The sequence below is a fragment of the Acinetobacter sp. YH12233 genome, from assembly GCF_013417725.1.
Taxonomy (GTDB): Bacteria; Pseudomonadota; Gammaproteobacteria; order Pseudomonadales; family Moraxellaceae; genus Acinetobacter.
This window is the reverse complement of record NZ_VPDK01000044.1, coordinates 1-22715: the sequence shown is the minus strand read 5'-3', so window position 1 is coordinate 22715 and position 22715 is coordinate 1. Positions and strand designations below refer to the sequence as shown.

Genomic DNA, 22715 nt, shown 5'->3' with positions numbered 1-22715 from the left:
TAGCTCATGAAATACGGTATTCTGATGTGACAAAACCTGAATCCTGGTCGTTAAAGTGTTTGTTTGCACTCATATTTTAACTGTTAGGACTCAGGTTTTTTTATTTAAAGCAAACTATGGGACAGCAATGAGCTTGACTCCTCTTTTTTTATTTCGACGCGATAAACTCTCGAAGTCTATTGCATTCAATCAATGACAGATTTTGATCTGCTTTCCAGACAATTTATGTTATAAAGTTACATGAGTTAGACATCCACGATGGGTATATGCATATGACTGATCACAGTTCACCTGAAAAATCACCTTGGGGTTGGAAAGCACTGATTATCTTCTGTATTTTAGGTGGATTATTTATGTTGTTTTTCTGGCTTGCGGTCAGCAATGAACCAGACTACATGCCAAGCCAGCAAAAGAAAGAAAATACCCAGCAGCATGCATTTAAGAATGCACCTGCAATGTCTCCAGAAGCTTTAGCCAAAGCACAGGCTGACCGTGAAGCTCGTCATGCTACCTCTTCATCTCATCAGACTCATGAGATGAGCGCGGAGGAGCATAATATGTCTGCTGAAGAACATGCACAGATGGACAGTGCTAGCCATGACGAAAATACGGCTCATGGTCACTAGACAGTTCCAAGATCAAATTTAAAAAAGCGAGGTTTTCCTCGCTTTTTTATTTTTTTAGTCTTTTAAGCTGAGATACATATCTATATGTGGAATGCCGCAATCCAGATATTCCTCACCCCGCACGTCAAAACCCAAGTTCTGATAAAAGCCAATCGCATGTACCTGTGAAGAAAGCTTTACGAATTTACGTTGCTCTGCCTTGGCCTGATCAATCACAGCCCGCATGGTCTTGTAGCCGATGCCCGTACCACGTGCCGACTGTAATACAGCTACGCGACCAATACTGTGATTCTTTAATAAGCGTGCAGTCGCCACGGCTTGATCCTGTAAATAAGCCACAAAATGCGTAGAGATTGTATCCTCCGCATCCCATTCATCTTCAGGAGCAATTTGCTGTTCCTGAATAAAAACGGCTTCACGTATCACTCGGGCATCTTGAGCTAAATCATCCCAGCTGCCTGACACGATTTTAAGATTTTTATCATCTAGCATTTAGAACCAATTCCCTGCTGATCCCACTGGTCATTCAATAACAATTCCAGTGAATGTTTTTGAATCCCATACATCTCTTTCAATGCCTGAATCTGGGCGAGAACAGCCTGATCGGGCTGTTCATAATCCTTACGTTTGGTCGCCAGAATCATTTTATTTTTACTGGTGTGTTCTAGGGCCACAAATTCAAAGACCTTGGTTTCATAACCATAAGCCTTCAGCAATAAGGCACGAATGGTATCCGTCAGCATTTCGGCTTGCTGCCCAGCGTGAATGCCAAACTGCAACATTGGCGACAGCACTTTCGGACTCTGTAATTGCGGTCTTAACTCTTTATGACAACATGGAGCACACATGATGATCTGTGCATTCAGGCGTATACCGCTATGGATCGCAAAATCGGTCGCCACATCACAGGCATGCAGAGCGATCATCACATCCAGACGTTCCGGTTCATAGGTACGCACATCACCCTGGAAGAAATCCAATTGATTAAAACCGGATTGCTGCGCGACATTCTGACAGAATTCGACCATTTTCGGATTCAGCTCTACGCCGGTGACATAGGGCGTCTGGCCATGTTTTTGCATATAGTCATATAGCGCGCAGGTTAAATATCCCTTACCTGAACCGAAATCGACGATACGTAATCCTTGTTCCTGCGGCTGGATTTGAGCCAGTGCGCCGGAGAAAATCTCGACAAATTTATTAATCTGTTTCCATTTACGTGCCATGCTTGGAATGATCTGGCCTTGCTGATCGGTAATTCCTAAATGCTGTAGGAATACACTGTCCTGATCGACATAACGCTGCTTGATCCGGTCATGGCCTTGTTCTGCTTTAGCCTTTGTAGAGACTGGTTTAGCTTTACTTCTTGTCAGCATGGCCTTTTTCTTGTTTTTCTTCAGCTGTAATTCTTCCTGATCGGTAAACAGGTTAGGTTGCTTACAACAGGTCAATAATTCCGTTACTTGAGTTAAGGCTTCATTCAAAGGATAATTTTTAGTGACATCCTGAGTCTTGTATCGATAGACACAGCTCAAAACCTTCTGCTCATTGAGCGAAATGACTCTAAAGGTCATTTTTTCCAATTGTTCAAGTTCACCTTTATACTGACTCAAGATCAGACGATCAAAATGATCAGTTTCAAAGGCTTGCTGAAAAGCCTCCAAGAATTGTTGTTCCTGAACCGAGAGAGAAGTCGATGTCGACATAAGAAAAACCTGATATGAATTGCTGATCAAGTTTAATTGTTCTTAACTTAAAAGCAAAATTGAATTATTATACAAGTGTATATTTAAAAAGAATGACAATCATGCAGAATGCTCTCCTAGTTCCAGATTATGATCACAATGAGGAACGGATTAATTACATTAGTCATGGCCTCGGTGCTGCGCTGGCTTTGATTGCTGGTATTTTATTGATTATTAAAGGCTCTTATTTGAGTACCGGACAATGGATCGGGCTTTGGGTCTATGCTTTCAGCATGATTCTACTGTTTTCCGCTTCGATGCTCTACCATATGTCTACTGCTGCTGACCGACGCTATTTTTACAAAAAAGTTGATCATACGGCAATTTACTACCTGATTGCAGGTACCTATACCCCGTTTCTATCGATTGCGATTCCAACAGCCAAAGCCCAGTATTTACTGATTGCTTTGTGGGTGATTGCTATACTTGGAACACTATTCAAGTTCATTTTCATCAACCGTTTCCAGAAACTTTCTTTAGTCGCTTATCTGGTCATGGGATGGCTTGCACTACTGGTTATGGACGATATGCAGCAGTACTTAAGTGCTCAATCTTTAACCTTTCTGATCATTGGTGGCTTAGCATACACTGTGGGTGCATTGTTTTACGCTTTAAAAAGAGTAAGATATACCCACGCTATCTGGCACATTTTTGTATTGATAGGCGCAGGATCACATTTTCTGTCTATCTATCTTTACGTGATTTAATCATCTCATTTCTTCATTTCAGTGACCCTGAGCGAGTTGAAACGAGAAGATTGCAGTTGTTTTTTTAAAAAATTACGCCTTTTTTAAAAAGATTACGCTTTTAAAACTAAGTTTTTTATTTTTAGTAAGTGTAAGGTTATTCATGGCGTCTTCAGATTCTATCGCTGTAACAGAAATTACAGCAACCAATTCAAAATTTCGTGTTTTAACAGCAAGTTTAGTGGGCACTACAATCGAGTTCTTTGATTTCTATATTTATGCCACAGCTGCCGTTATTATTTTCCCTTATCTGTTCTTCCCTACAAGTACAGATCCTATGACTGCGACTATTCAGTCGCTGGCAACCTTTGCGATTGCCTTTATTGCCCGTCCAATCGGTGCTGCACTCTTTGGTCACTTAGGAGACCGGATCGGACGTAAAGCGACTCTGGTCGCTGCTTTATTGACTATGGGCCTTTCTACCGTTGCCATTGGTTTATTGCCAACTTATGCACAAATCGGTATTGCTGCGCCATTATTGCTGGCTCTTTGTCGTTTAGGTCAAGGCTTAGGCTTGGGTGGTGAATGGTCAGGTGCGGTTCTATTGGCAACTGAAAATGCGCCAGAAGGCAAACGTGCCTGGTATGGTATGTTCCCGCAACTTGGTGCACCAATTGGCTTCATTCTGGCAACAGGCTCATTCTTGACCCTTGGCGCATTCATGTCTGAAGCAGAGTTCATGCAATGGGGCTGGCGTATTCCATTTATCTCTAGTGCCCTACTGGTGATTATGGGGTTATGGATTCGCTTGAAATTGCATGAAACTCCTGCATTCCAGAACGTGTTAAAAAAGCAGAAAGAAGTGAATGTACCCTTTTTCGAAGTATTCAAAAAGCATTCTAAAATGCTGGTATTGGGTACCATCGCTGCGATTTGTACATTCGTAGTGTTCTACCTGACAACTGTCTTCGCGTTACAATGGGGTACCAAACAGCTCGGCTATACACGTGAAGAATTCCTTCAGCTACAGTTAGTTGCAACTCTGTGCTTTGCCGCGTTCATTCCACTTTCAGCAGTTCTTGCAGAAAAATTCGGTCGTAAGACAACTTCAATCGCAGTATGTGTGGTCTCTGCTATTTTCGGTATTTTCTTTGCCGATATGCTTGAATCAGGCAGTACGCTGGTGGTGTTCTTCTTCTTATGTATCGGTCTAGCGATCATGGGTCTAACTTATGGCCCGATTGGTACCGTATTGTCTGAAATCTTCCCGACTTCAGTACGTTATACCGGTTCTGCCCTGACCTTTAACCTGGCAGGTATTTTTGGTGCATCTTTCGCGCCATTGATTGCAACAAAACTGGCAACAACTTATGGTTTGTCTGCAGTAGGTTATTACCTCACAGCAGCTTCTATCCTGTCATTGCTTGCATTCTTGCTGATCCGTGAAACTAAAAATGATGATGTAAACAATCAGATCTAAGGATCTTGACAGATTAAGTCATCTCAATCAAAGCCAGCAGTTCATGCTGGCTTTTTTTATGATTTCACAACAAAAACTTGCTACTTCTTTGCGGATATTTCGGGAACAATCAAATAAATAAAGCCAGAGAATGAGGCAGAGTGATGCAGGATCTTATTGAGCAACTTACTCAAGAACAGCTGGTAGATATTGTGATTCTGCTAGAGGATGATAAAAAACTGGAAGCCATTCGCTATATCCGGACGCATACAGCTTTAGATGAATCACAGGCGATACAGGTCATTGATGAAATTGTCCGCGAGCATGATCTGGCGCTAAATCGGAACAATAAAGGCAACATTGGCCCACGCTTTACAGATGATGCAGATGAAAATATTTCAGTGGTAACTACACCTTTGGAAGTTCCAGATCATCCCAACCTTAGCATCGCCAAAGATACTGAGGTAGCTGCACAGCAAGTCGGCAAACGCGTACCCGGCCGTGAGATTGAAAAGAAAATCTGGATCACCGCAGCCGTGATTTTACTGATTATTATTGTGCTCTGGTTGCTGCTTTAGCAGCAGTAAATGAATCCTTTTTTATACCAATTCAATAATATCAATGGTTGGTGGTACGCGAAAACGAAATGGCACGCCTACCATGCCCGTTCCCACAGTCACAAATACATCTGCATGTTCATGCCGGTACAGACCTTTTTTATGGCCCAGAATGGAAACCATTTTCATCACATAATCCGTCAGCCAAGGTAACTCGACCTGTCCGCCATGCGTATGTCCAGAAAGCATCAGTGGTCGTGTTGGCAATTTCGGCACCATATCCACGGTATCTGGATTATGTGACAGAATCACCCAAGGTTTGTCTTGAGGCAGATCCGGCATTGCGCGCATATCGGTTTTTCCAGCCCAAAGATCCCCTACTCCTAAGAGACGAAATTCGTCAAACTCGACAATCTGCCCTTCAATGTCCATAACCTGATTCACTTCCAGCGCATAACGAAGCAATTCCTGAATAGGCGGGCCAGGATACTGTTCATCATGATTCCCTGTCACCGAATATACTGGCGCATGAATTTCTTTCAAGACCGCCAGCTCCTGTGCCAGTTTATTTTCAGGTTCATAGGTCCAGTCTCCTGCGACCACTACCAAGTCCGGTTTCAGATGATTCAGCTTATGCACAATCTGTCTTAACTGACGTTCATGTCCGGAAAACAGACCAATATGTAAATCTGCAATCAGGGCAATCCGTACCGGTTTTTTGAGTTTCTGTTGAGGATTGATTTGATAAGGCGTGGTTTCGACCCGAATCAAATGCGGCTCGATAAAACGTGCATAACTGAGTACGGCACTAATCACGAAAATAAAAATAGACTCATGAATCGAATAGTAGCCTATCCATCCTGCATAAATACTGAAGAACACCAGCGGAATCAGCAAATAGGCCAGATAGAAAGCAAGTAGATGACAAAATGCTTTAAAGGGATGAATGGTTTCTGTACGCGACTGACTCGACCAGGCCTGATACACTGCCCAAACAGCAAGAATGGCCATGCCTAGATAAAAATAAAAAAGTACGGAACTGGTATCCCACATAGATTTGCCTTGTCGAGTCGAGGAGCTGATTAGTGGCTTTATATTTATCTTTTCATAGCTGGCAATTATACTCAATCCAAATTTTTCAGTCTTTGATGTTTATGGTAAATGCTCCCCATGCTTCCGCTCATTCAAAACCCTCTGGTTTATCAAAAGCTTATCGCTATAAAGCTGGCATTTTATTGAGCTGCAGCCTGGTACTCGGCATTCCTGCTTGCAGTACGCTGCCTCCGCAAACCGAACAGCCTAGCCGGATGGCATTTGAGACGGATACCTCGCAAACCAGTCTGGCCCAGATTGTTGAGCCCTTACGTCGGCAGAATATTGGCCTGACCGGTTATCATGTGCTTCCAGATCCGCTCGAAGCACTCGCTGCACGTATCCAGCTGATTAATAAAGCAGAACGTAGTCTGGACCTCCAATACTACATTTGGGACAATGACCGTATTGGTGCATTGGCCTTGCATGCCCTCATTCAGGCAGCAGACCGTGGCGTCAAAGTCCGTTTATTGATGGATGATAACAATGCCAAGAAAATGGAAGGCATTTATCTGGCGCTGGATCAGCACCAGAATATTGAGGTCAAACTGTATAACCCCTACCGTTTCCGTAAATACCGTGCCATGGATATGCTGCTGGATCTAAAACGGATCAACCGCCGCATGCATAACAAAAGCTTTATTGCCGATAACCAGATTGCCCTGATTGGCGGCCGTAATATGAGTAACCAATATTATAACGTTAGTGATAGTTATCAGTTTTCTGATGTAGATGTGATGCTGGTCGGTGCCGCTTCTGATGAAATCATTCATTCTTTTGATGAATACTGGAATGATGATTATGCCTATCCGGTTCGGCAGATTGTCAATCCTCGCCATCACACGCTACGCTACCCGAGCCTGAAACAGCAGCTGGAAGAATATAGTCATGATACTGCAATCCAGAACTACCTGAATCTGGCCAATCGCTCACAGGCTTTCGATAAATGGCTGGAACACAACATTCAACTCGATTGGGTGGAAGCTGAAGTCGTCAAAGACCCGCCAAGTAAAATCAAGTCAAAGGCTAAAACTGAAGATCACTTGAACTTCCAACTATTACAACATCTGGAAAAACCGGAAGAAAGTGTGGATATCGTGTCGGCCTATTTTGTACCGGAAAAACAGGGGGCAGAACGTCTCAAAAAACTGGCTTCAGAAGATGTCAAAGTTCGTGTACTCACCAACTCTTATAAGGCCAATGACGTGCCGCTGGTCCATGCCTTTTATGCCAAATATCGTCAGGAACTGCTAGAAAATGATGTAAAACTTTATGAGTTTTTGGCCGCGCCAGATGCCGACAACCTGAATGCCAATACTGAAGAGCTGGCACAAAAAGCGAAGGTCAGCTTAAAAGGCCTGAGCCGTTCCAGCCTGCATGCTAAACTGATGGCCATTGATCAGAAACAGGTATTTATCGGCTCTTTTAATTTCGATCCGCGTTCGGCTTATTTGAATACTGAAATTGGCGTATTGCTAAATAGTCCCAATCTGGCCCGTGCGGTACATGAAACCATGGACAAAAACTTAAGTAAGTATGCCTATAAGCTGGTTCTGGATGCCAACCAGAATATTAACTGGAAAATTCGCAATGCCAAAGGTGAAACAAAGACCTTTAAAAAAGAGCCGGGAATGAAGTGGTATCAAAAAGCCTCAATAAAATTCCTGTCGATACTCCCAATCGAAGGTTTTATGTAATGAGTATCTCTGAGTATTTCTATTAAAAAAGCCTCTTAATGAGGCTTTTTTAATACTTTGGCTTGCAACCTTTGCAAACCCTCCAGCATATTTTCATGCACTAGTGCAGTCAGGCTTTCTACTGTATGCCCTTCGGTCGCAATTGCCGGCAAGGCCATCAGATGAGCTGTTACTTTAGGCATTTCCAGAACATTCTGTACATGTTTGGCAAAACTGATATTCCCAATAAAAGGCGCCACCATATCCAGTTCACCCTGCTGATTTACATAACAGATCAGGCAGATTTGTACCGGACGTTGCGCTTCGATTGCTGCACCGAGAATACGACCATAAATTTTTTTAATTGAGCGTCCATCAGATGTGGTTGCTTCAGGAAAAAACAGGACTGGAATATTCTGCTTTAGAAAATCGGTAATCTGTTCACGGATTCTGACCGAATCTCCTGAACCACGCTTGATAAATAAGGTGCCACCGCCTTTAGCCAGCTTGCCCAAAATTGGCCAATTTTCAATTTCAGCTTTGGCCAGAAAAAACACTCGCGCGCCTGAACCCAAAACGGCGATATCCAGCCAGGATACATGATTGCTCACCCATAATGCAGGCTCACGTGGAATCACGCCATGGACCTGAACCTCGATATTAAACACCTTGCACAACTGGCGACAGAAATACTGCACATATCGGGTATTGTTCGGGTTATTCGGGTCTTTATACAAACCGTGACGGTAAACCAGATAAAACCCCTGGCTGATGGCTGCTAATGCAGAAGTCGTTTTTCTTGTATAAAGAAAGAATTTTGCAAAACCTTGTATCTCAGGTGATTGATTTTGTACAGTCGAGTTCATAAAAAGATCACTAAATCCTAAACAAGATACAGGGAATATCCACGAATTAAACCCATTTTATACTGTTCATGTCCAACTTGCATTGATAATAAAAAACGACCAAGTACATTTATATTTTCAATTTAAATTCATCAAATGAATTAAATAAAATAAATCAATCGAAATATTAGATTAAAAAGGATGCTCATCATGCAAGATGAAACAGTTAAATCAGCTGAGATGATTCGGCCCTTAAAAGTATTAAGCTATATCTTGGGTGGTACCCTGTTATATACAGTTTTGCTCGTAACACTTGCACAACTGTTTGTCACGGCACTCTAAAACAAAGCCCGCTATTTCAGTATCTGTAAAGTTCATTTTCAACTAAAATGAAGTTTTCAACTGGAGATTGGCCTGAGTGGAATATTTTGAGCAACATCAGGGAAAAGAACGCGTCATACTGGTCAGTGTGAGTGTACAAATGCTGGATGACCTTGATGCTGAAGAGTTTCATCTGTTAGCTCAATCTGCAAATGCCGAAATTCTGGAACATCTTTTTGTTCAACGCTTAAAACCGGATGCCAAATTCTTTGTGGGTTCAGGAAAAGCAGAAGAAATTGCTGAACGGGTCAAAGAACTGGATGCCAATCTGGTTATTTTCGATCATGCGCTGACACCTGCTCAAGCACGTAACCTGGAAAATGTGGTGCATTGCCGGGTGGTAGACCGTACCGAACTTATCCTCGATATCTTTGCGCAGCGTGCCCGTACCTATGAAGGGAAACTGCAAGTTGAACTGGCACAGTTACAGCATCTATCTTCACGACTGGTTCGTAGCCGCACCAATCTGGATAGCCAGAAAGGCGGGATCGGTCTGCGTGGGCCGGGTGAAACCCTGCTAGAAACAGATCGCCGTTTATTGCGTATCCGCATGGGACAGCTTAAAGCCAAAATAGAAAAAGTCCGTCAAACCCGTATTCAGGGCCGTGTTGCACGCCAAAAAGCGGCTGTTCCAACCGTGTCTTTAGTAGGTTATACCAATGCGGGGAAATCTACCTTATTCAATATTCTGGCCGATAGCGATGTGTATGCAGCAGACCAACTATTTGCGACTCTGGACCCAACTTTAAGACGCCTGCAATGGGACGGCGTCGGCAATCTGGTACTGGCAGATACGGTAGGTTTTGTACGTAATCTTTCACACTCACTGGTTGAATCTTTTAAAGCAACTCTGGAAGAAACCGTTGAAGCCACTCTGCTTTTACATGTGATCGATTCCAGCAGTCTGGAAATGCTTGAACAAATTGAAGCCGTTGAAAAGGTGCTCAAGGAAATTGGCGCTGACGTTCCAGTTTTAAGGGTTTATAATAAAATCGACTGTAGCGGTGAAGATGCCAAAATCATTTACCGCCAGCCTGGTCAGCCTGAACGAGTCTATGTTTCAGCACATAGCGGTGAAGGTCTGGATCTGTTACGCAAAGCCGTGCATGAAGCATTAATGGGTCAGATTCAACACTTTGAACTGGTATTGAAACCTGCCTATGGCAAACTGCGCAATCAACTTTATGCGCTGAATGTGATTCAGTCCGAACATTATGATGATGAAGGTCAGTTGCATATCGATGTACGGATTGCACCTCCGAAGCTGGAACAATTGATCAAACAGGCACATTTACCGATAAAAGAAATTCTGGGATCTCAAGCACTTCAATTCCAGCGTCCACTGGAAGAGTTTGAAATTCGGCCTAAGATCGAGTAAAACTTGATAAGTAAACTTTTAAATGACATCACCAATGAACTGGATAAAACATATTGACTGGCCAGCATGGATCGGCACTCTCCTCTTAATTATTGTATTTCGTGAAGCTTCAGTCTGGTTAATGACCCAGCTAGATCACCCTGAACTGGGCAATCTGGTCGGACTCATCAGCCTGCTAGTCACCTTATTTGCCTGGCGCTATTTTGGCAAAATTCCAGCGCGTCTGGTGGATACCAATAACAAGCTGATGAAAGAAAGTGCCTTCGCTTTTTTACCAATTAGTGCAGGCGCGCTAATTATGCTGATGCATATGGGACAAAAAATTCCGGCCTTCATGCTGGTGTTATGCCTGAGCACTCTGCTCCCTCTTTGGATCTACGCCAAAATGGCAAAACGCTGGTTATAGGAGTCGCACATGTTTTCTGTTCTTTATGGCTTTGCGATTACCTTAATTGCTTATCTGCTTGCTAAACCCTGCAATCGTGTTATTCCGCAAATTCCTGTGATTGTGTTTAGCATGTTCTTGGTGCTGGTGATTTTATTGGTGCTCGGTATTCCTTATGAGCATTATATGGATGAAGTCAATCCACTGTTTAACCATTTGCTCGGTTATGTCACGGTTGCACTGGCGATTCCACTAGCGGCCATGCGTTATGATGACCTGCCGCTGAAAGCCATTATTGGGATTCTCGTTTTTGCCAGTATCAGTGCGGTTGCCTTACCGATGGGTCTCGCCTATTTGCTGCATATGTCTTCTGGCGACATCATGGCCTTTGCCACCCGTGCAGTCACAACACCAATTGCAATTAATATTGCAACCTTACTGGAGGCACCTGTTAGTCTGGCCATTCTGATCGTCATTTTGTCTGGCGTAATTGGTGCAGCATTTTCACCATTTATTTTACGATATATCAATGATGAGCGTGCTTCAGGTCTGGCTCTAGGTCTAGCAGCACATGCGATTGGTACAGCTCAAGCTTGGCAGCGTGGTAGTGTTGCCGGACGTTATGCTGCGTTTGGCATGGCAGTGAATGCCGTTTTTACTGCGATCTGGTTGCCAACTTTTATACTTTATCTGCAAAAAATGTGACTCATCAATCAATATTTAACGTTTGTTTCTGAATGAAACTATTCTTACTATAGGGAAATAAAGAATTTTTCACTCAGGAACAGACCTATGAAAAAGGTTCAATTATTATCCGTTTTAGCCCTGACCTTTTTCAGTCATCTGGCTTTCGCTTCTGATATTTCAGGTACCTGGAGAAGTATTGACGATAAAACAGGATCCGCCAAAGCGATTTTGGAAATTCGTGAAACTTCAAATGGTGTTTATACCGCCAAAATTACCAAGATTACGCCTCGTCCTGGCTACACACCGCGCGAAACCTGTGTTTCCTGCCCTGCACCTTATACCAATAAACCGATTCTTGGTCTGGATGTACTCACCGGCTTAAAGGATGCAGGTAATAATAATTTCTCTCAGGGCAAACTGATTGACCCTTTATCTGGCAATATTTATAACACCAAAGCTAAATTAAGTGCCAATGGCAAACGTCTAACCCTACGTGGTTATGTGGGTGTTTCAGCCTTAGGACGCAGCCAGACTTGGATTAAACAAGATTAATTCATGACTTAGTGCACAGAAGCTTGCATTTTCATGCATTAAGTTGTATCAATATTAGACAGATGCTTTTTTTATGCAATATAAAACATGCATATAAATATTAGATTCATTTGCTTTAACAGGCTTAGCATCAAACGGATTTTGATGGGCAATATAAGGAGATAGAATGCAAGACATTACCATGTTAAAGATCTTATTGAATTTCTCTGCTTTTACTGAAAATTCAGCCACAAAGCAATTAACATCGGCATATTTCTGTCATGGGGAATCAACAGGGTTAAAGCAGATTGATCGAGCAATCTGCAACGCTCATTACTCTAAAATCAACCAAAATTAAAAAACCACACGCTTGTGTTTGGGATAGTTTGTTTCATCTATGAAAAAAGGATAAATATAAATGAATAAATCTAAATTAGGATTAATGCTCATTGCTACATTCATGACTGGGACCATTTATGCACAAGACTTGACCGGGACATGGCAACAAATCGATGATAAGACTGGTTCACCAAAAGCACTGATTGAAATCCGTCAGGACAGCAATGGTACTTATGCCGGCAAGATTGTCAAAGTAACGCCTCGTCCAGGTTATACCCCGCAAAAAACCTGTAATAAATGTCCTGCTCCTTATACTAATCAGCCAATCCTGGGGATGGATGTACTGACAGGTTTAAAACAGGTTGGTGATAGCGTGAATTATGAAAAAGGTCGTGTGATTGATCCATTGACAGGTAAAATTTACGATGCCAAGGTTCGTCTGAGCAGCAACGGCAAACGTTTAACCCTACGCGGTTATGTGGGTGTATCTGCTCTGGGTCGTAGCCAAACCTGGATTCGTCAGGAATAAGTTCACACTTTTTCTCAAAGCTGCCAAACAGGCAGCTTTTTTTATAAATTTAATTCCATGTTTTTAATTATTTATTGACTATTTGTGCAATCTTCCTAACATGTGCGGGTAATAATGAAAAGTTCTTTGGAATGATGGATATGTTAAAGAAGATATTCCTTGCCACATTGACTACAGGATTCATGATGAACCTGTGGGCTCAAGATATTAGCGGAACCTGGCAACAAATTGATGATAAAACTGGAGCAGCAAAAGCCATCATTGTCATCGAAAAAGAAGCAAATAATACTTACTCAGGCAAGATTGCGAAAATCACGCCACGTCCAGGTTATACACCACGCGAAAAATGTAATAAATGTCCAGCCCCTTATACCGATCAACCGATTTTAGGCATGACTATTCTAAAAGGCCTGAAACACGTTGAAGGCACCAAAAATTATGAAAAAGGTCGTGTCATTGATCCATTGGCAGGTAAAATTTATGATGCCAAGGTTCGTCTAAACAATACCGGCAAGCGTTTAACGCTACGTGCCAGTATGGGTGTTTCAGTTCTGGGCCGCAACCAGACCTGGATTCGCGCAGACTAATCATCAGCACAATAAAAAAGCCACGTTCAACGTGGCTTTTTTGAGCTTTAAATATTTTAAAATACCGGATTATCGACGGCAAACATTTGCTGGTCTTCCAGTCGATAAGCCATCAACTGATTACCCCAGACACAGCCGCCATCGACATTCTGAATTCGCCCAGAAATGGTTTTACCCTGTAAAGCGGCCCAGTGTCCAAATACAATTTGATGGGTTGCTGCAGTTTTCGATTCAAATTCAAACCAGGGCTTAAAACCTTCTGGCATCGGATCATCCAGTGAATCTTTAAAACTATATTCCAGACGCCCTTCTGCATCAGTTAAACGCATCCGGGTCAGGTAATTCACGATACAGCGTGTACGCTCATGACCTTCTAATTCATCTGACCAGAGTGTAGGCTCTTTCCCAAACATTTCCTTTAAGAAAGTATCCACCACCTCAAAATCATCATGGGCAATAATGGCTTCTACTTCTTTAGCCAATTCAGCCGTCTTGGCTGCATCCCAGATATTGGGAATACCGGCATGGGTCAGTACCGTCTGTTCATTCGGAAACAGACACATCGGCTGTTTACGGATCCAGTCAATTAACTCATCACTGTCGATCGCATCAATCACATCACGGACATTATCCTTGTCTTTAATCGGCTTAATACCGCGTGCATAAGCCAGCAAAGTCAGGTCATGATTACCCAGCACTGTTGCCGCCACGCCATTATCGACAAGCTTTTTAATGAAGCGTAATGCACCCAGCGAGTTTTCCCCTCTAGCCACCAGATCACCAGCAAACCAGACAAAGTCCTGATCAGGATCAAAACGGATTTTTTTCAGCAGTGCCTTCAAGGCTTCAAAACAGCCTTGTACATCACCAATCACATAATTGTATCGAACAGTGCGGGTCATTATTTTTAAGCTACCATTTGATCAGATAATGCCACAAATTGGGCAAGTGACAGTGTCTCTGGACGTGCCATTGGATCCACACCTGCCTTTTCAAAACCATCTTCAACCAGCATCCCTTTCAGGCTATTACGCAAAGTCTTACGGCGCTGGGTAAATACATGCGATACCAGACGAGCCAAAGCTTTTTCATTTTTTGCCATGATCGGTTTTACATCATATGGCTCCAAACGGAACACGGCAGATGTCACTTTTGGTGGCGGATTAAAAGAACCTGGCGGCACTTCAAACAGAAAAGTCGGTTTGCAGTAATACTGGATCATCACCGACAAACGACCATATTCTTTGGTGTTCGGTGAAGCTGTAATACGATCGACCACTTCTTTTTGCAGCATGAAGTGCATGTCTTTCACTTTGTCACCAAATTCCAGGAGATGGAACAATAGTGGCGTTGAAATGTTATAAGGCAGGTTTCCGACTACACGTAGCGGACGACCTTCTTCAAACAAATTGGTGAAATCGTATTTCAGTGCGTCTGTTTCAATAATGGTTAAACGTTCAGGATGCGGCACACGACCCGGCAAACCAGCGGCCAAGTCACGGTCCAGCTCAAGTACGGTCAAGGCATCACATTCACCAATTAAAGGAGATGTCAAAGCAGCCAGACCCGGGCCAATTTCAACAATATTTTCGCCTGCACGCGGATTTACCGAACGCACAATTTTGGCAATGACACGTTGGTCATGTAAGAAGTTTTGACCAAAACGCTTGCGCGTGTGATGCCCTTCATCTTTTGGGTTTAAGGCATTAATCTGATACATAGACATTTCCAACGTGTAATAAAGACGAGATCATTGACGCGCTAAATCCAGCGCCAAGTCCACAGCCACATGTAAGCTTGAGCTTTTCGCAAGGCCTGTACCTGCGAGGGAGAGTGCTGTGCCGTGATCGACAGAAGTTCGGATAAACGGTAAGCCCAAAGTAATATTGATGGCTTCACCAAAACCCTGAGATTTTAACACAGGTAAACCCTGATCGTGATACATCGCCAGAACAGCGTCGGCATCTTTCAAATTTTCAGCGGTAAATAAAGTATCTGCAGGCAGGCTCAGACTCATATTGATACCTTGAGTACGGTAAGTCTCCAGTACTGGATTGATGACTTCAATCTCTTCCATACCCAAATAACCGCCCTCACCTGCATGTGGATTTAAACCACAGACCAGAATATGCGGATGCTCGATTTTAAACTTCGATTTTAAGTCATGAATCAGGATATCAATCACCTGATGCAAGCGTTCTGGAGTAATGGCATCAGCAACTGCACGAAGTGGCAGATGGGTGGTTGCTAAAGCAACACGTAAAGTTTTAGTCGCTAGCATCATCACCACACGCGGTACACCAGCAAATTCCTGGTAATACTCGGTATGACCACTGAAATGGATGCCTGCATCATTAATGACTGACTTCTGCACTGGCGCTGTAGCCACTCCGACACTTTTGCCTGACATGGCATATTTGGCTGAACGACGCAGCTGTTCCAGTACATAAGCGGCATTGTGGCTATTTAGCTGACCTAGTACTACCGGTTCTTTTAAAGGCACATGCTCAACATAAAGCTGACCTTTTTCTGAAGAAGTCGTTTGCCCTGTGTATTCAATCAGTTCAACCAGAAGTTTTAACTGCTGCGCCCGTTGACGGAGCATATACAGATCGGCAAGTACCACCAATGGACGCTCATCAATACGATCCGCCAGACTCAAGCAGATATCTGGACCAATTCCGGCAGGTTCACCACTGGTAATATATAAAGGCAGCATGACTTTCTTCTGTATTATCAATTGTCCTTATTTTAGTACAAATTTCACAGGGAAAGTTTTAGATAAAGGTTTAGATGATGTTTATTCAAATAATACTGTACATTTCTTATTATATTAAAGAAAGATAAAACCGGGCTGACGTCAATAAACCCTATAAAGAGTTTCAGGCAATCCTCTCAACACTCGACATGTTTAGCTTTTGGCATTTTCAAGGAGGATTGTCTCAAGTTTAGAAAGCAAACCTAGGCAGACTCGAAGACAGGCCATTTGCTAAAGAAATACATATTAAAAAACAAGTGAATCCATTCATACAAAGACGTGCCCCTAGTCTTAGGTCCGTTTTATTATTTAATGATTAATCATATGTGTTTATAGGCTAAAAATCCTACTGGTCATTCATTGAAAGACGTTGTAAAATACAGCGCTTGAAATTTTATATTTTCATTGTGGTTCTCCTGGCTTTCGGGTAGAATTCGGTCTCCTTTTGTTTGGACAGCTTCCATAGTCCAAACCAACTATAATAGGTAGTGGTTTAATGAAAACTCTCAGCGCTAAGCCAGCTGAAGTTCAACACGACTGGTACGTTGTTGATGCTTCTGGCAAAACTTTAGGTCGTCTCGCGACTGAAATCGCTCGTCGTTTACGCGGTAAGCATAAAACTTCTTATACTCCTCACGTTGACACTGGTGATTACATCGTTGTTATCAATGCTGAGCAAGTTCAAGTGACTGGTAACAAATCACTTGACAAGAAATACTATCGCCATACTGGTTTCCCTGGTGGTATTCGTGAAACTAATTTTGAAAAATTAGTTGCTCACAAACCAGAAGAAATTTTCCAACGCGCTGTAAAAGGCATGTTGCCAAAAGGTCCTCTTGGTTATGCAATGATCAAAAAAATGAAAGTGTACGCTGGTACTGAGCATCCACATACTGCTCAACAGCCACAAGTTTTGGACATCTAAGGGATACAGCACATGGCTACTAACTATGGTACAGGTCGCCGTAAGACCGCAACTGCACGTGTTTTCCTATCTGCTGGTACTGGTAAACTCGTAATCAACAACCGTTCTTTAGAACAATACTTCGGTCGTGAGACTGCTCGTATGGTTGTTCGTCAACCTCTAGAGCTTCTTGAAGCGACTGAGAAATATGACCTTTACATCACTGTTGCTGGTGGTGGTATCGGTGGTCAAGCAGGCGCTATCCGTCACGGTATTACTCGTGCACTGATCGCTTCTGACGAAACTCTTAAACCTGCTCTTCGTCAAGCTGGTTTCGTTACTCGTGATGCTCGTGAAGTTGAACGTAAGAAACTTGGTTTACGTAAAGCTCGTAAACGTCCTCAATTCTCTAAACGTTAATTCGTTTATCGAATCGGACAAAAAACCCTGGTTTATTCCAGGGTTTTTTATGGCTTGAAATTGACCACTTAGTTGGATTCTATATTTATTGTTCATGCACATCCTTACCCCATACCCCTTCATGACACCAGAAGGATTTGGTCAGATAATAATTCGCAACACCGATGATAATAAACAGAATGATTAAGCCAAAATTCATGATCATGTTGTTCTGCTCCTTTCATTTTTTTCTTTACTCTACCCTGCCTTAGTCCAATTGGCTTTTTATGCTTCGTGCTTTTTAGGTTGATTTTTAGTATCCTAGTCTATTCATTAGAACTTAATCAGGATTTATGTCAGTCGAAAGCGCGCCACTTCAAGGACTCACCTTATATAGCCATGCCGATGACTTTCGTTCCCATTGGATTCGCTACGTACTTGCCGAAAAGCAGATTAAATATAACCTGATTCTGGTCGATAGCGATGATGAAGATCTGGCCAGCCTCAATCCTTATAACCAGCTGCCCATGCTGATTGAAAATGATTTAAAGTTATTCAATACCAGCATTATTTCCGAATATATTGATGATCGTTACCGCCAGAATAAGCTCTATGCAGATGCCCCCATGCCTCGTGCGGAACAGCGGCAATATATCTGGCGTTTTGAAAATGACTGGCTCAAACTGGCAGATATCATGCTATGCCATCCGGATACTCTGGACGCTGCAGCCAAAGTGAAGGCTCAAAAACAGTTGCATGATATACTGATTTCATTAACGCCCCTGTTCCAGCATTTTCCTTATTTTATGTCGGAACAATTCAGCATCTTAGATTGTATGCTGGCTCCCATTTTCATTCGACTCAAAAGCATGGGAGTAGAATTACCTCGACAACAATGTCGTCCATTTTATTTATATTGCCAACGAGTTTTTAGCCGTCCTGCATTTGCAAAATCCATGACCTTGCAGGAAAAAAACCGCTACCAAGAGCAAATCAAACCTGTAGAGAAACATCATGTCTGAACAAGAATTCAACTTAAGTCCTACCCGTCCCTATATGGCACGTGCAATCTATGAGTGGATTTGCGATAACAATATGACGCCTTATCTACTGGTCGATGCTACAGGTCCAAATACCATGGTACCCGAGCAGTTTATTAAAGATGGCCAGATTGTCCTGAATATTGTGCCGCATGCAGTTCATGCGCTGAATATGGATAACGAAGCCATCACCTTCTCAGCACGTTTTGGTGGTGTATCACGTGATATCTATGTACCGATGGCAGCAGTCCTCGGGATCTATGCACGTGAGAACGGTCAAGGATTATTCTTTGATCCAAATGAATATGAGCATACACAAAATGATGAAGATGCTTTAAAATCAAGCACTGAAGAACAGCCTGAACCCGCAAAGAAAAAACCAACCCTAAGGTTATTAGATTAAAAATAATGGAGTAAGTGAATGGCTTTTGATTTAGTACAATATTTTGTTGAACAGATAGAAACTCAAAAGCCTGAGCTTCTACAAAGCTATACAAAAGAAGAAAGACGTAAATATATTTCAGAAATCAATGCTCTCACTTTAGGCAAACTGATTAGCGAATGGCGCAATAACCCGCAAAAAATTTATAATGAAATCAAGCATCCAGATGAACTTTATATCCTGGAAATCGCCCGTCACCTGACTACCCGAGTGGAAAACCAGTCAACTTTACCAAAACCCGAGCTGGAACAGCTCACGTCTGAAATTTTCCATTTTCAGCTGACTGAATTAAAGCAGTTACATGATACTGGCAATCATAATCAGACCAGTATCCAAGAGCTGCTAAAAGGACAAATTGAACATTTGTCTGGCCAGGCAGATGATTGGGTTTGGACAACAAATAACCTAACAGAACTCAAAGGCTCTAAACCAATTCATGAAGAAGAGCTATCATTAGAAGCATCAATGAAGGAGTTTAGCCAAATGGTTCATCAAAATAGCCAGCATCATGATGTTGAAGAAGTTGCTGTTGTAGAAACACCAACCTGGGCAAAAATCGTTGAGCCAGTGGTTGCGCTTGCGATTCTTTGGGTATTGATTGATGCAGTATTACGCGTATTTGCATAAATACTTCAACCTCAAAAATTCAGTTTTACTAAAAGCCAATGAGATATTGGCTTTTTTTATTCTTTAAATTTATCAGGAAATGAAGTGAATCAATTTTCTTAACTGAAATTTTTACCTAACTAGCCCCATAATTCATTCAAAATATTTTATTACATCTTTTAGATTAAGGTGAGATTATAGATCAAAAAATAATCACAAAATCACTTCACATATCCTTAAATAAAAAGGTAAACGCATCACATAATTAAAAAGTACAAGTTAAAAATTAAAATCTAAAGTAAACCATTAAATTTTATATAGTTTTTATTTCAATTGTAATTTACTTGCCCATTTTTATAATGAATTTGAATGAAAAAGATAATATTCGAACTTCATCAAATACAACTAACGCATCAACTATTTTTATAACAGGGAAATAATTGTGGCTAAGGTAACCTTAGATACACTTACAGATATTGATGGTTTCGTTGCTGCAGCATTAGCTGATGGTGAAAGCGGGCTTGGCTTTAGCAACTCAAGGTGGTGGCAATATCGATCTTAAACTTGCAGCAGCCGGCAATACAGAAGTGGTTCGCGCTAAACGCCGTGTAGCGAATTCATTAAACCTGAATGACTCGATTGAAGATATTCTGATTACGCTGGGCAAGCAATATCATCTCATTCGCCCACTAGAAAAGAATAACAATGTATTTCTGTACCTTGTACTGGATCGCTCTAAAGCAAACCTGGCTATGGCTCGTCATGAGCTTAAATCTTTTGAATAAGGTTTAGACTTTAGCTAATACACAGTTTTCCCCTTTATTTCATGCGATAAAGGGGATTCTTATGCGCTTCACCCAATAAAATATAAAGTTTAATCGAGACTTAAAATGCATAGGCATTATATTCATATTGGAATAGCAGGTTTAAGTATTCACGATGCTGATGAACTAAAAAAGACTTTACAACACATCACTCCTGACCATTTTATCCTGCAATGGAACACTGCTTCCGATCCTCATCTCGATTGCCTGTTGGTGTATGAATACTTTCTTGAAACAGAGGGTATTCAACGTGTTCTCAAAAACCAAAAATGTCCTTATTTATGCATCTCTAAAAATGCTCAATATTCGAACCAGATTATAAATAACACGCTCGCTTTACCCCTGCAAAACACACAAATTCTCAAGCAATGGTTTGAGCAAAATGTTCTTAATTCAGAAATTAAACCAGAAATAGAAGAACCTATATTTTCAACGCTAGTTCATTCCCAGCAATCTTCTGACCATCCCTACACAATTAACTTTTTTAAAGAGATGCTGCATCCTGAAAAAGGCAAATTACATCTTTATGACCGGCATGGCACCATTGCCATCATTGACTCAGCAAAAACCTAGCCTGGTTAAACAAAGACCGGGCTGAAACAGGCACAGACTTTTCTTTTCAATATGACTTCGCCTCTACTAGCGACCTATTAAAAGTGACACGTAGAGAAACGCAGATTTTACAAGACTGGTTATGGAATTTTTTCTGTAACTCGCCTAGTTTTGCCCAGATCGCACCTGAAGATGGTCACTATAAAATTCATTACTGGCCAAAGCCGGCTCATCCGCTGCATAAAAAACGTATTTTTCAGATATCTGCCTGCTTTATTTAAGGCGGTAAGATTTCAAAAATTGCTGAGCAACATGCAATTTCTTTACTCACGCTTCGACAATTTATCGCAGCCAGTATGGCTTCAGGAAATATTGAAAAAATTAATGCTTGGGAAAGTCGTTATCGCGCCACTGCGCCAGTTGAAAGAACAGAACAGCAAAGTTTCATTAAAAACTTTTTTGGAAAGCTACGATTTAAATTTGGATTTTAATAAAGTAAATACTTATGATTTTACAACAATATAAAATCGTTTTTGCGGGCTCCATGGGCGCAGGTAAAACAGCCGCGATACGTTCATTATCTGATATTCCAGTGTTACTCACTGAGGCACTGAATACTGACGACCGCAGTCATTCAAAAATGGAAACCACGGTAGGAATCGATTATGGTGAAATCACCTTAGAAGATGGAACCAAAATTGGCCTATATGGGACGCCAGGACAAAGCCGCTTTGACTTTATCTGGCCTGTCATCTGTCAGGGCGCACTAGGTGCTATTATCCTTATTGATCATACAGTAAATGACCCGATCCAGGAACTGGAAAGCTCTATCGAAGTATTCCAAGAATATACCAATAATATTGCCATTGGGATTACGCATAGTGATCTTGAAAGCCCTCATTTTACCCAGATTTATAGGGACTGGCTGATCCAGCCGGATCTCTATACTCCCCCTCTTTTTTGTAGATGCACGTCAAAAAGACAATATCTTACTTCTCTTAGAAGCCTTAATTACTTCAATCGAAATCAACCATAACCTCATGAGCTAAGGATTAAAGCATGCTTACTATACAAGAAAGACGTCAAGCCCCGGAAGCCCTCGTTCAGCATGCTAAACAACAAATTCAGGAGATTATTAGCAATGTTCGTGGCGTATATTATGTAATGGTCTGCTCAACAGATGGGTTTGAATTGGCCACAATTCATAAGAAAGACAACTATAACAACAGCAAACTGGCTGCGGTGAGCAGTTCGATTTTAGCGATGGTTTCTGCATTTACCAAGGAAATCCATCTTACTGGCTGTCAGAGTATTACTTTGGATGCAGAAAATGGTAAAGCCATTTTGACAGCGGTTGCAGCACCGAAACATCCTCTCATTCTGGTTACCTTGGCTGAAAAAGATATTTTTATTGGGTCAGGCCCTGTATATGCTAAAGCATGCAACACAATCCATTATCGCGGCAGATCAATAAATAGATAGATTCAAAAAGGCTTAAATTTATTTAAGTCTTTTTCTATTTCATCTTTATTTCACGCATAAAAAAAAGCCCCCTGCGTAAGCAGAGGGCTTTTGGAATAATGAGCTGGCGATGACTTACTCTCACATGGGAGACCCCACACTACCATCAGCGCTAAGAGGTTTCACTTCTGAGTTCGGGAAGGGATCAGGTGGTTCACTCTTGCTA

General features: G+C 41.9%; 27 protein-coding genes, 1 rRNA gene and 3 pseudogenes. 23 read left to right on the top strand and 8 right to left on the bottom strand.

Going from position 1 to position 22715, the window contains the following annotated elements:
- Nucleotides 1–272 precede the first annotated feature (272 nt).
- Complete coding sequence (locus tag FTV12_RS14440) at nt 273–626, top strand: hypothetical protein (protein WP_034171133.1); 354 nt, start codon at nt 273–275, stop codon at nt 624–626.
- Between the two features lie 54 nt (nt 627–680).
- On the opposite strand, the gene FTV12_RS14435 is transcribed toward FTV12_RS14440, so the two are convergent.
- Complete coding sequence (locus FTV12_RS14435; RefSeq protein ID WP_034171105.1) at nt 681–1118, bottom strand: GNAT family N-acetyltransferase; 438 nt, start codon at nt 1116–1118, stop codon at nt 681–683.
- Nucleotides 1112–2332 (bottom strand): SAM-dependent methyltransferase, encoded by a 1221-nt coding sequence (locus FTV12_RS14430; RefSeq protein WP_180034247.1) that lies wholly within the window; start codon nt 2330–2332, stop codon nt 1112–1114. The genes FTV12_RS14435 and FTV12_RS14430 overlap by 7 nt, the downstream gene beginning before the upstream one ends.
- Nucleotides 2333–2433: 101 nt before the next feature.
- On the opposite strand from FTV12_RS14430, the gene FTV12_RS14425 reads away from it, so the two are divergent.
- The 3 genes from FTV12_RS14425 (at nt 2434) to FTV12_RS14415 (ending at nt 5094) form a co-directional block, all read left to right on the top strand.
- On the top strand, nt 2434–3078 hold the full coding sequence (locus FTV12_RS14425; RefSeq protein WP_180034246.1) for a hemolysin III family protein: 645 nt from the start codon (nt 2434–2436) through the stop codon (nt 3076–3078).
- A 142-nt stretch (nt 3079–3220) separates the two neighbouring features.
- Nucleotides 3221–4537 carry an MFS transporter gene (locus FTV12_RS14420; protein ID WP_004785216.1) on the top strand — a complete coding sequence of 439 codons (1317 nt, stop codon included), beginning with the start codon at nt 3221–3223 and terminating at the stop codon, nt 4535–4537.
- A 143-nt stretch (nt 4538–4680) separates the two neighbouring features.
- Complete coding sequence (locus tag FTV12_RS14415) at nt 4681–5094, top strand: hypothetical protein (protein ID WP_180034245.1); 414 nt, start codon at nt 4681–4683, stop codon at nt 5092–5094.
- Between the two features lie 21 nt (nt 5095–5115).
- Here the strand turns inward: FTV12_RS14415 and FTV12_RS14410 are convergent, their stop codons facing one another.
- Nucleotides 5116–6126 carry a metallophosphoesterase gene (locus tag FTV12_RS14410; protein ID WP_180034244.1) on the bottom strand — a complete coding sequence of 337 codons (1011 nt, stop codon included), beginning with the start codon at nt 6124–6126 and terminating at the stop codon, nt 5116–5118.
- A gap of 101 nt (nt 6127–6227) precedes the next feature.
- On the opposite strand from FTV12_RS14410, the gene FTV12_RS14405 reads away from it, so the two are divergent.
- Complete coding sequence (locus tag FTV12_RS14405) at nt 6228–7862, top strand: phospholipase D family protein (protein ID WP_171521878.1); 1635 nt, start codon at nt 6228–6230, stop codon at nt 7860–7862.
- 35 nt (nt 7863–7897) lie between these two features.
- Here the strand turns inward: FTV12_RS14405 and FTV12_RS14400 are convergent, their stop codons facing one another.
- Nucleotides 7898–8707, bottom strand: a complete 810-nt coding sequence (locus tag FTV12_RS14400; protein ID WP_175968124.1) for a 1-acyl-sn-glycerol-3-phosphate acyltransferase — start codon at nt 8705–8707, stop codon at nt 7898–7900.
- Between the two features lie 189 nt (nt 8708–8896).
- Between FTV12_RS14400 and FTV12_RS16590 the strand changes: the two genes are divergently transcribed.
- The 7 genes from FTV12_RS16590 to FTV12_RS14370 all read left to right on the top strand — a co-directional run bounded on the left by FTV12_RS16590 (nt 8897) and on the right by FTV12_RS14370 (nt 13503).
- Nucleotides 8897–9028, top strand: coding sequence for a hypothetical protein (locus FTV12_RS16590; protein ID WP_257220898.1), 132 nt, complete (start codon nt 8897–8899; stop codon nt 9026–9028).
- 76 nt (nt 9029–9104) lie between these two features.
- On the top strand, nt 9105–10445 hold the full coding sequence (gene hflX / locus FTV12_RS14395; protein WP_180034243.1) for a ribosome rescue GTPase HflX: 1341 nt from the start codon (nt 9105–9107) through the stop codon (nt 10443–10445).
- A gap of 34 nt (nt 10446–10479) precedes the next feature.
- Nucleotides 10480–10851 (top strand): hypothetical protein, encoded by a 372-nt coding sequence (locus FTV12_RS14390; RefSeq protein ID WP_004785228.1) that lies wholly within the window; start codon nt 10480–10482, stop codon nt 10849–10851.
- Nucleotides 10852–10860: 9 nt separating this feature from the next.
- A complete protein-coding gene (locus FTV12_RS14385) occupies nt 10861–11535 on the top strand; it encodes an LrgB family protein (protein WP_034171098.1) in 675 nt (224 codons plus the stop codon).
- An 87-nt stretch (nt 11536–11622) separates the two neighbouring features.
- Nucleotides 11623–12069, top strand: a complete 447-nt coding sequence (locus FTV12_RS14380) for a DUF2147 domain-containing protein (RefSeq protein ID WP_004785231.1) — start codon at nt 11623–11625, stop codon at nt 12067–12069.
- Between the two features lie 397 nt (nt 12070–12466).
- Entirely contained in the window at nt 12467–12916 is a 450-nt protein-coding gene (locus FTV12_RS14375) for a DUF2147 domain-containing protein (protein WP_005237150.1), read from the top strand.
- A gap of 140 nt (nt 12917–13056) precedes the next feature.
- Complete coding sequence (locus tag FTV12_RS14370; protein WP_180034242.1) at nt 13057–13503, top strand: DUF2147 domain-containing protein; 447 nt, start codon at nt 13057–13059, stop codon at nt 13501–13503.
- 56 nt (nt 13504–13559) lie between these two features.
- On the opposite strand, the gene FTV12_RS14365 is transcribed toward FTV12_RS14370, so the two are convergent.
- The 3 genes from FTV12_RS14365 to pdxA are packed head-to-tail and all read right to left on the bottom strand — an operon-like array spanning nt 13560 to nt 16222.
- Nucleotides 13560–14405, bottom strand: coding sequence for a symmetrical bis(5'-nucleosyl)-tetraphosphatase (locus FTV12_RS14365; protein WP_180034241.1), 846 nt, complete (start codon nt 14403–14405; stop codon nt 13560–13562).
- Nucleotides 14406–14410: 5 nt separating this feature from the next.
- Complete coding sequence (gene rsmA, locus FTV12_RS14360) at nt 14411–15223, bottom strand: 16S rRNA (adenine(1518)-N(6)/adenine(1519)-N(6))-dimethyltransferase RsmA (protein ID WP_005237157.1); 813 nt, start codon at nt 15221–15223, stop codon at nt 14411–14413.
- Nucleotides 15224–15253: 30 nt separating this feature from the next.
- A complete protein-coding gene (gene pdxA, locus FTV12_RS14355) occupies nt 15254–16222 on the bottom strand; it encodes a 4-hydroxythreonine-4-phosphate dehydrogenase PdxA (RefSeq protein WP_005237159.1) in 969 nt (322 codons plus the stop codon).
- A 535-nt stretch (nt 16223–16757) separates the two neighbouring features.
- Between pdxA and rplM the strand changes: the two genes are divergently transcribed.
- From rplM to FTV12_RS14310, 11 genes and pseudogenes are all read left to right on the top strand, one after another.
- Entirely contained in the window at nt 16758–17186 is a 429-nt protein-coding gene (gene rplM / locus FTV12_RS14350; protein WP_004785249.1) for a 50S ribosomal protein L13, read from the top strand.
- Nucleotides 17187–17198: 12 nt separating this feature from the next.
- A complete protein-coding gene (gene rpsI / locus FTV12_RS14345) occupies nt 17199–17585 on the top strand; it encodes a 30S ribosomal protein S9 (RefSeq protein WP_004785251.1) in 387 nt (128 codons plus the stop codon).
- Between the two features lie 332 nt (nt 17586–17917).
- Nucleotides 17918–18586, top strand: coding sequence for a glutathione S-transferase N-terminal domain-containing protein (locus tag FTV12_RS14340; protein ID WP_104425777.1), 669 nt, complete (start codon nt 17918–17920; stop codon nt 18584–18586).
- Nucleotides 18579–19007 carry a ClpXP protease specificity-enhancing factor gene (locus tag FTV12_RS14335; RefSeq protein ID WP_175968127.1) on the top strand — a complete coding sequence of 143 codons (429 nt, stop codon included), beginning with the start codon at nt 18579–18581 and terminating at the stop codon, nt 19005–19007. The genes FTV12_RS14340 and FTV12_RS14335 overlap by 8 nt, the downstream gene beginning before the upstream one ends.
- A gap of 18 nt (nt 19008–19025) precedes the next feature.
- Entirely contained in the window at nt 19026–19673 is a 648-nt protein-coding gene (locus tag FTV12_RS14330; protein ID WP_005237167.1) for a hypothetical protein, read from the top strand.
- A 421-nt stretch (nt 19674–20094) separates the two neighbouring features.
- A pseudogene (locus FTV12_RS14325) lies at nt 20095–20437 on the top strand (roadblock/LC7 domain-containing protein).
- 105 nt (nt 20438–20542) lie between these two features.
- Nucleotides 20543–21049 carry a hypothetical protein gene (locus tag FTV12_RS16585; RefSeq protein ID WP_227504423.1) on the top strand — a complete coding sequence of 169 codons (507 nt, stop codon included), beginning with the start codon at nt 20543–20545 and terminating at the stop codon, nt 21047–21049.
- A gap of 83 nt (nt 21050–21132) precedes the next feature.
- Nucleotides 21133–21309 (top strand): hypothetical protein, encoded by a 177-nt coding sequence (locus FTV12_RS16580; protein ID WP_227504422.1) that lies wholly within the window; start codon nt 21133–21135, stop codon nt 21307–21309.
- Between the two features lie 75 nt (nt 21310–21384).
- The gene (locus FTV12_RS16575; RefSeq protein ID WP_257220897.1) at nt 21385–21519 is read left to right on the top strand and encodes a hypothetical protein; all 135 of its coding nucleotides are present in this window, start codon (nt 21385–21387) and stop codon (nt 21517–21519) included.
- Nucleotides 21520–21533: 14 nt separating this feature from the next.
- Nucleotides 21534–22077, top strand: a pseudogene (locus FTV12_RS14315) (ATP/GTP-binding protein).
- A gap of 10 nt (nt 22078–22087) precedes the next feature.
- A pseudogene (locus FTV12_RS14310) lies at nt 22088–22502 on the top strand (roadblock/LC7 domain-containing protein).
- Between the two features lie 109 nt (nt 22503–22611).
- On the opposite strand, the gene rrf reads toward FTV12_RS14310, so the two are convergent.
- A 5S ribosomal RNA gene (gene rrf / locus FTV12_RS14305) occupies nt 22612–22715 on the bottom strand; the annotation flags it as partial.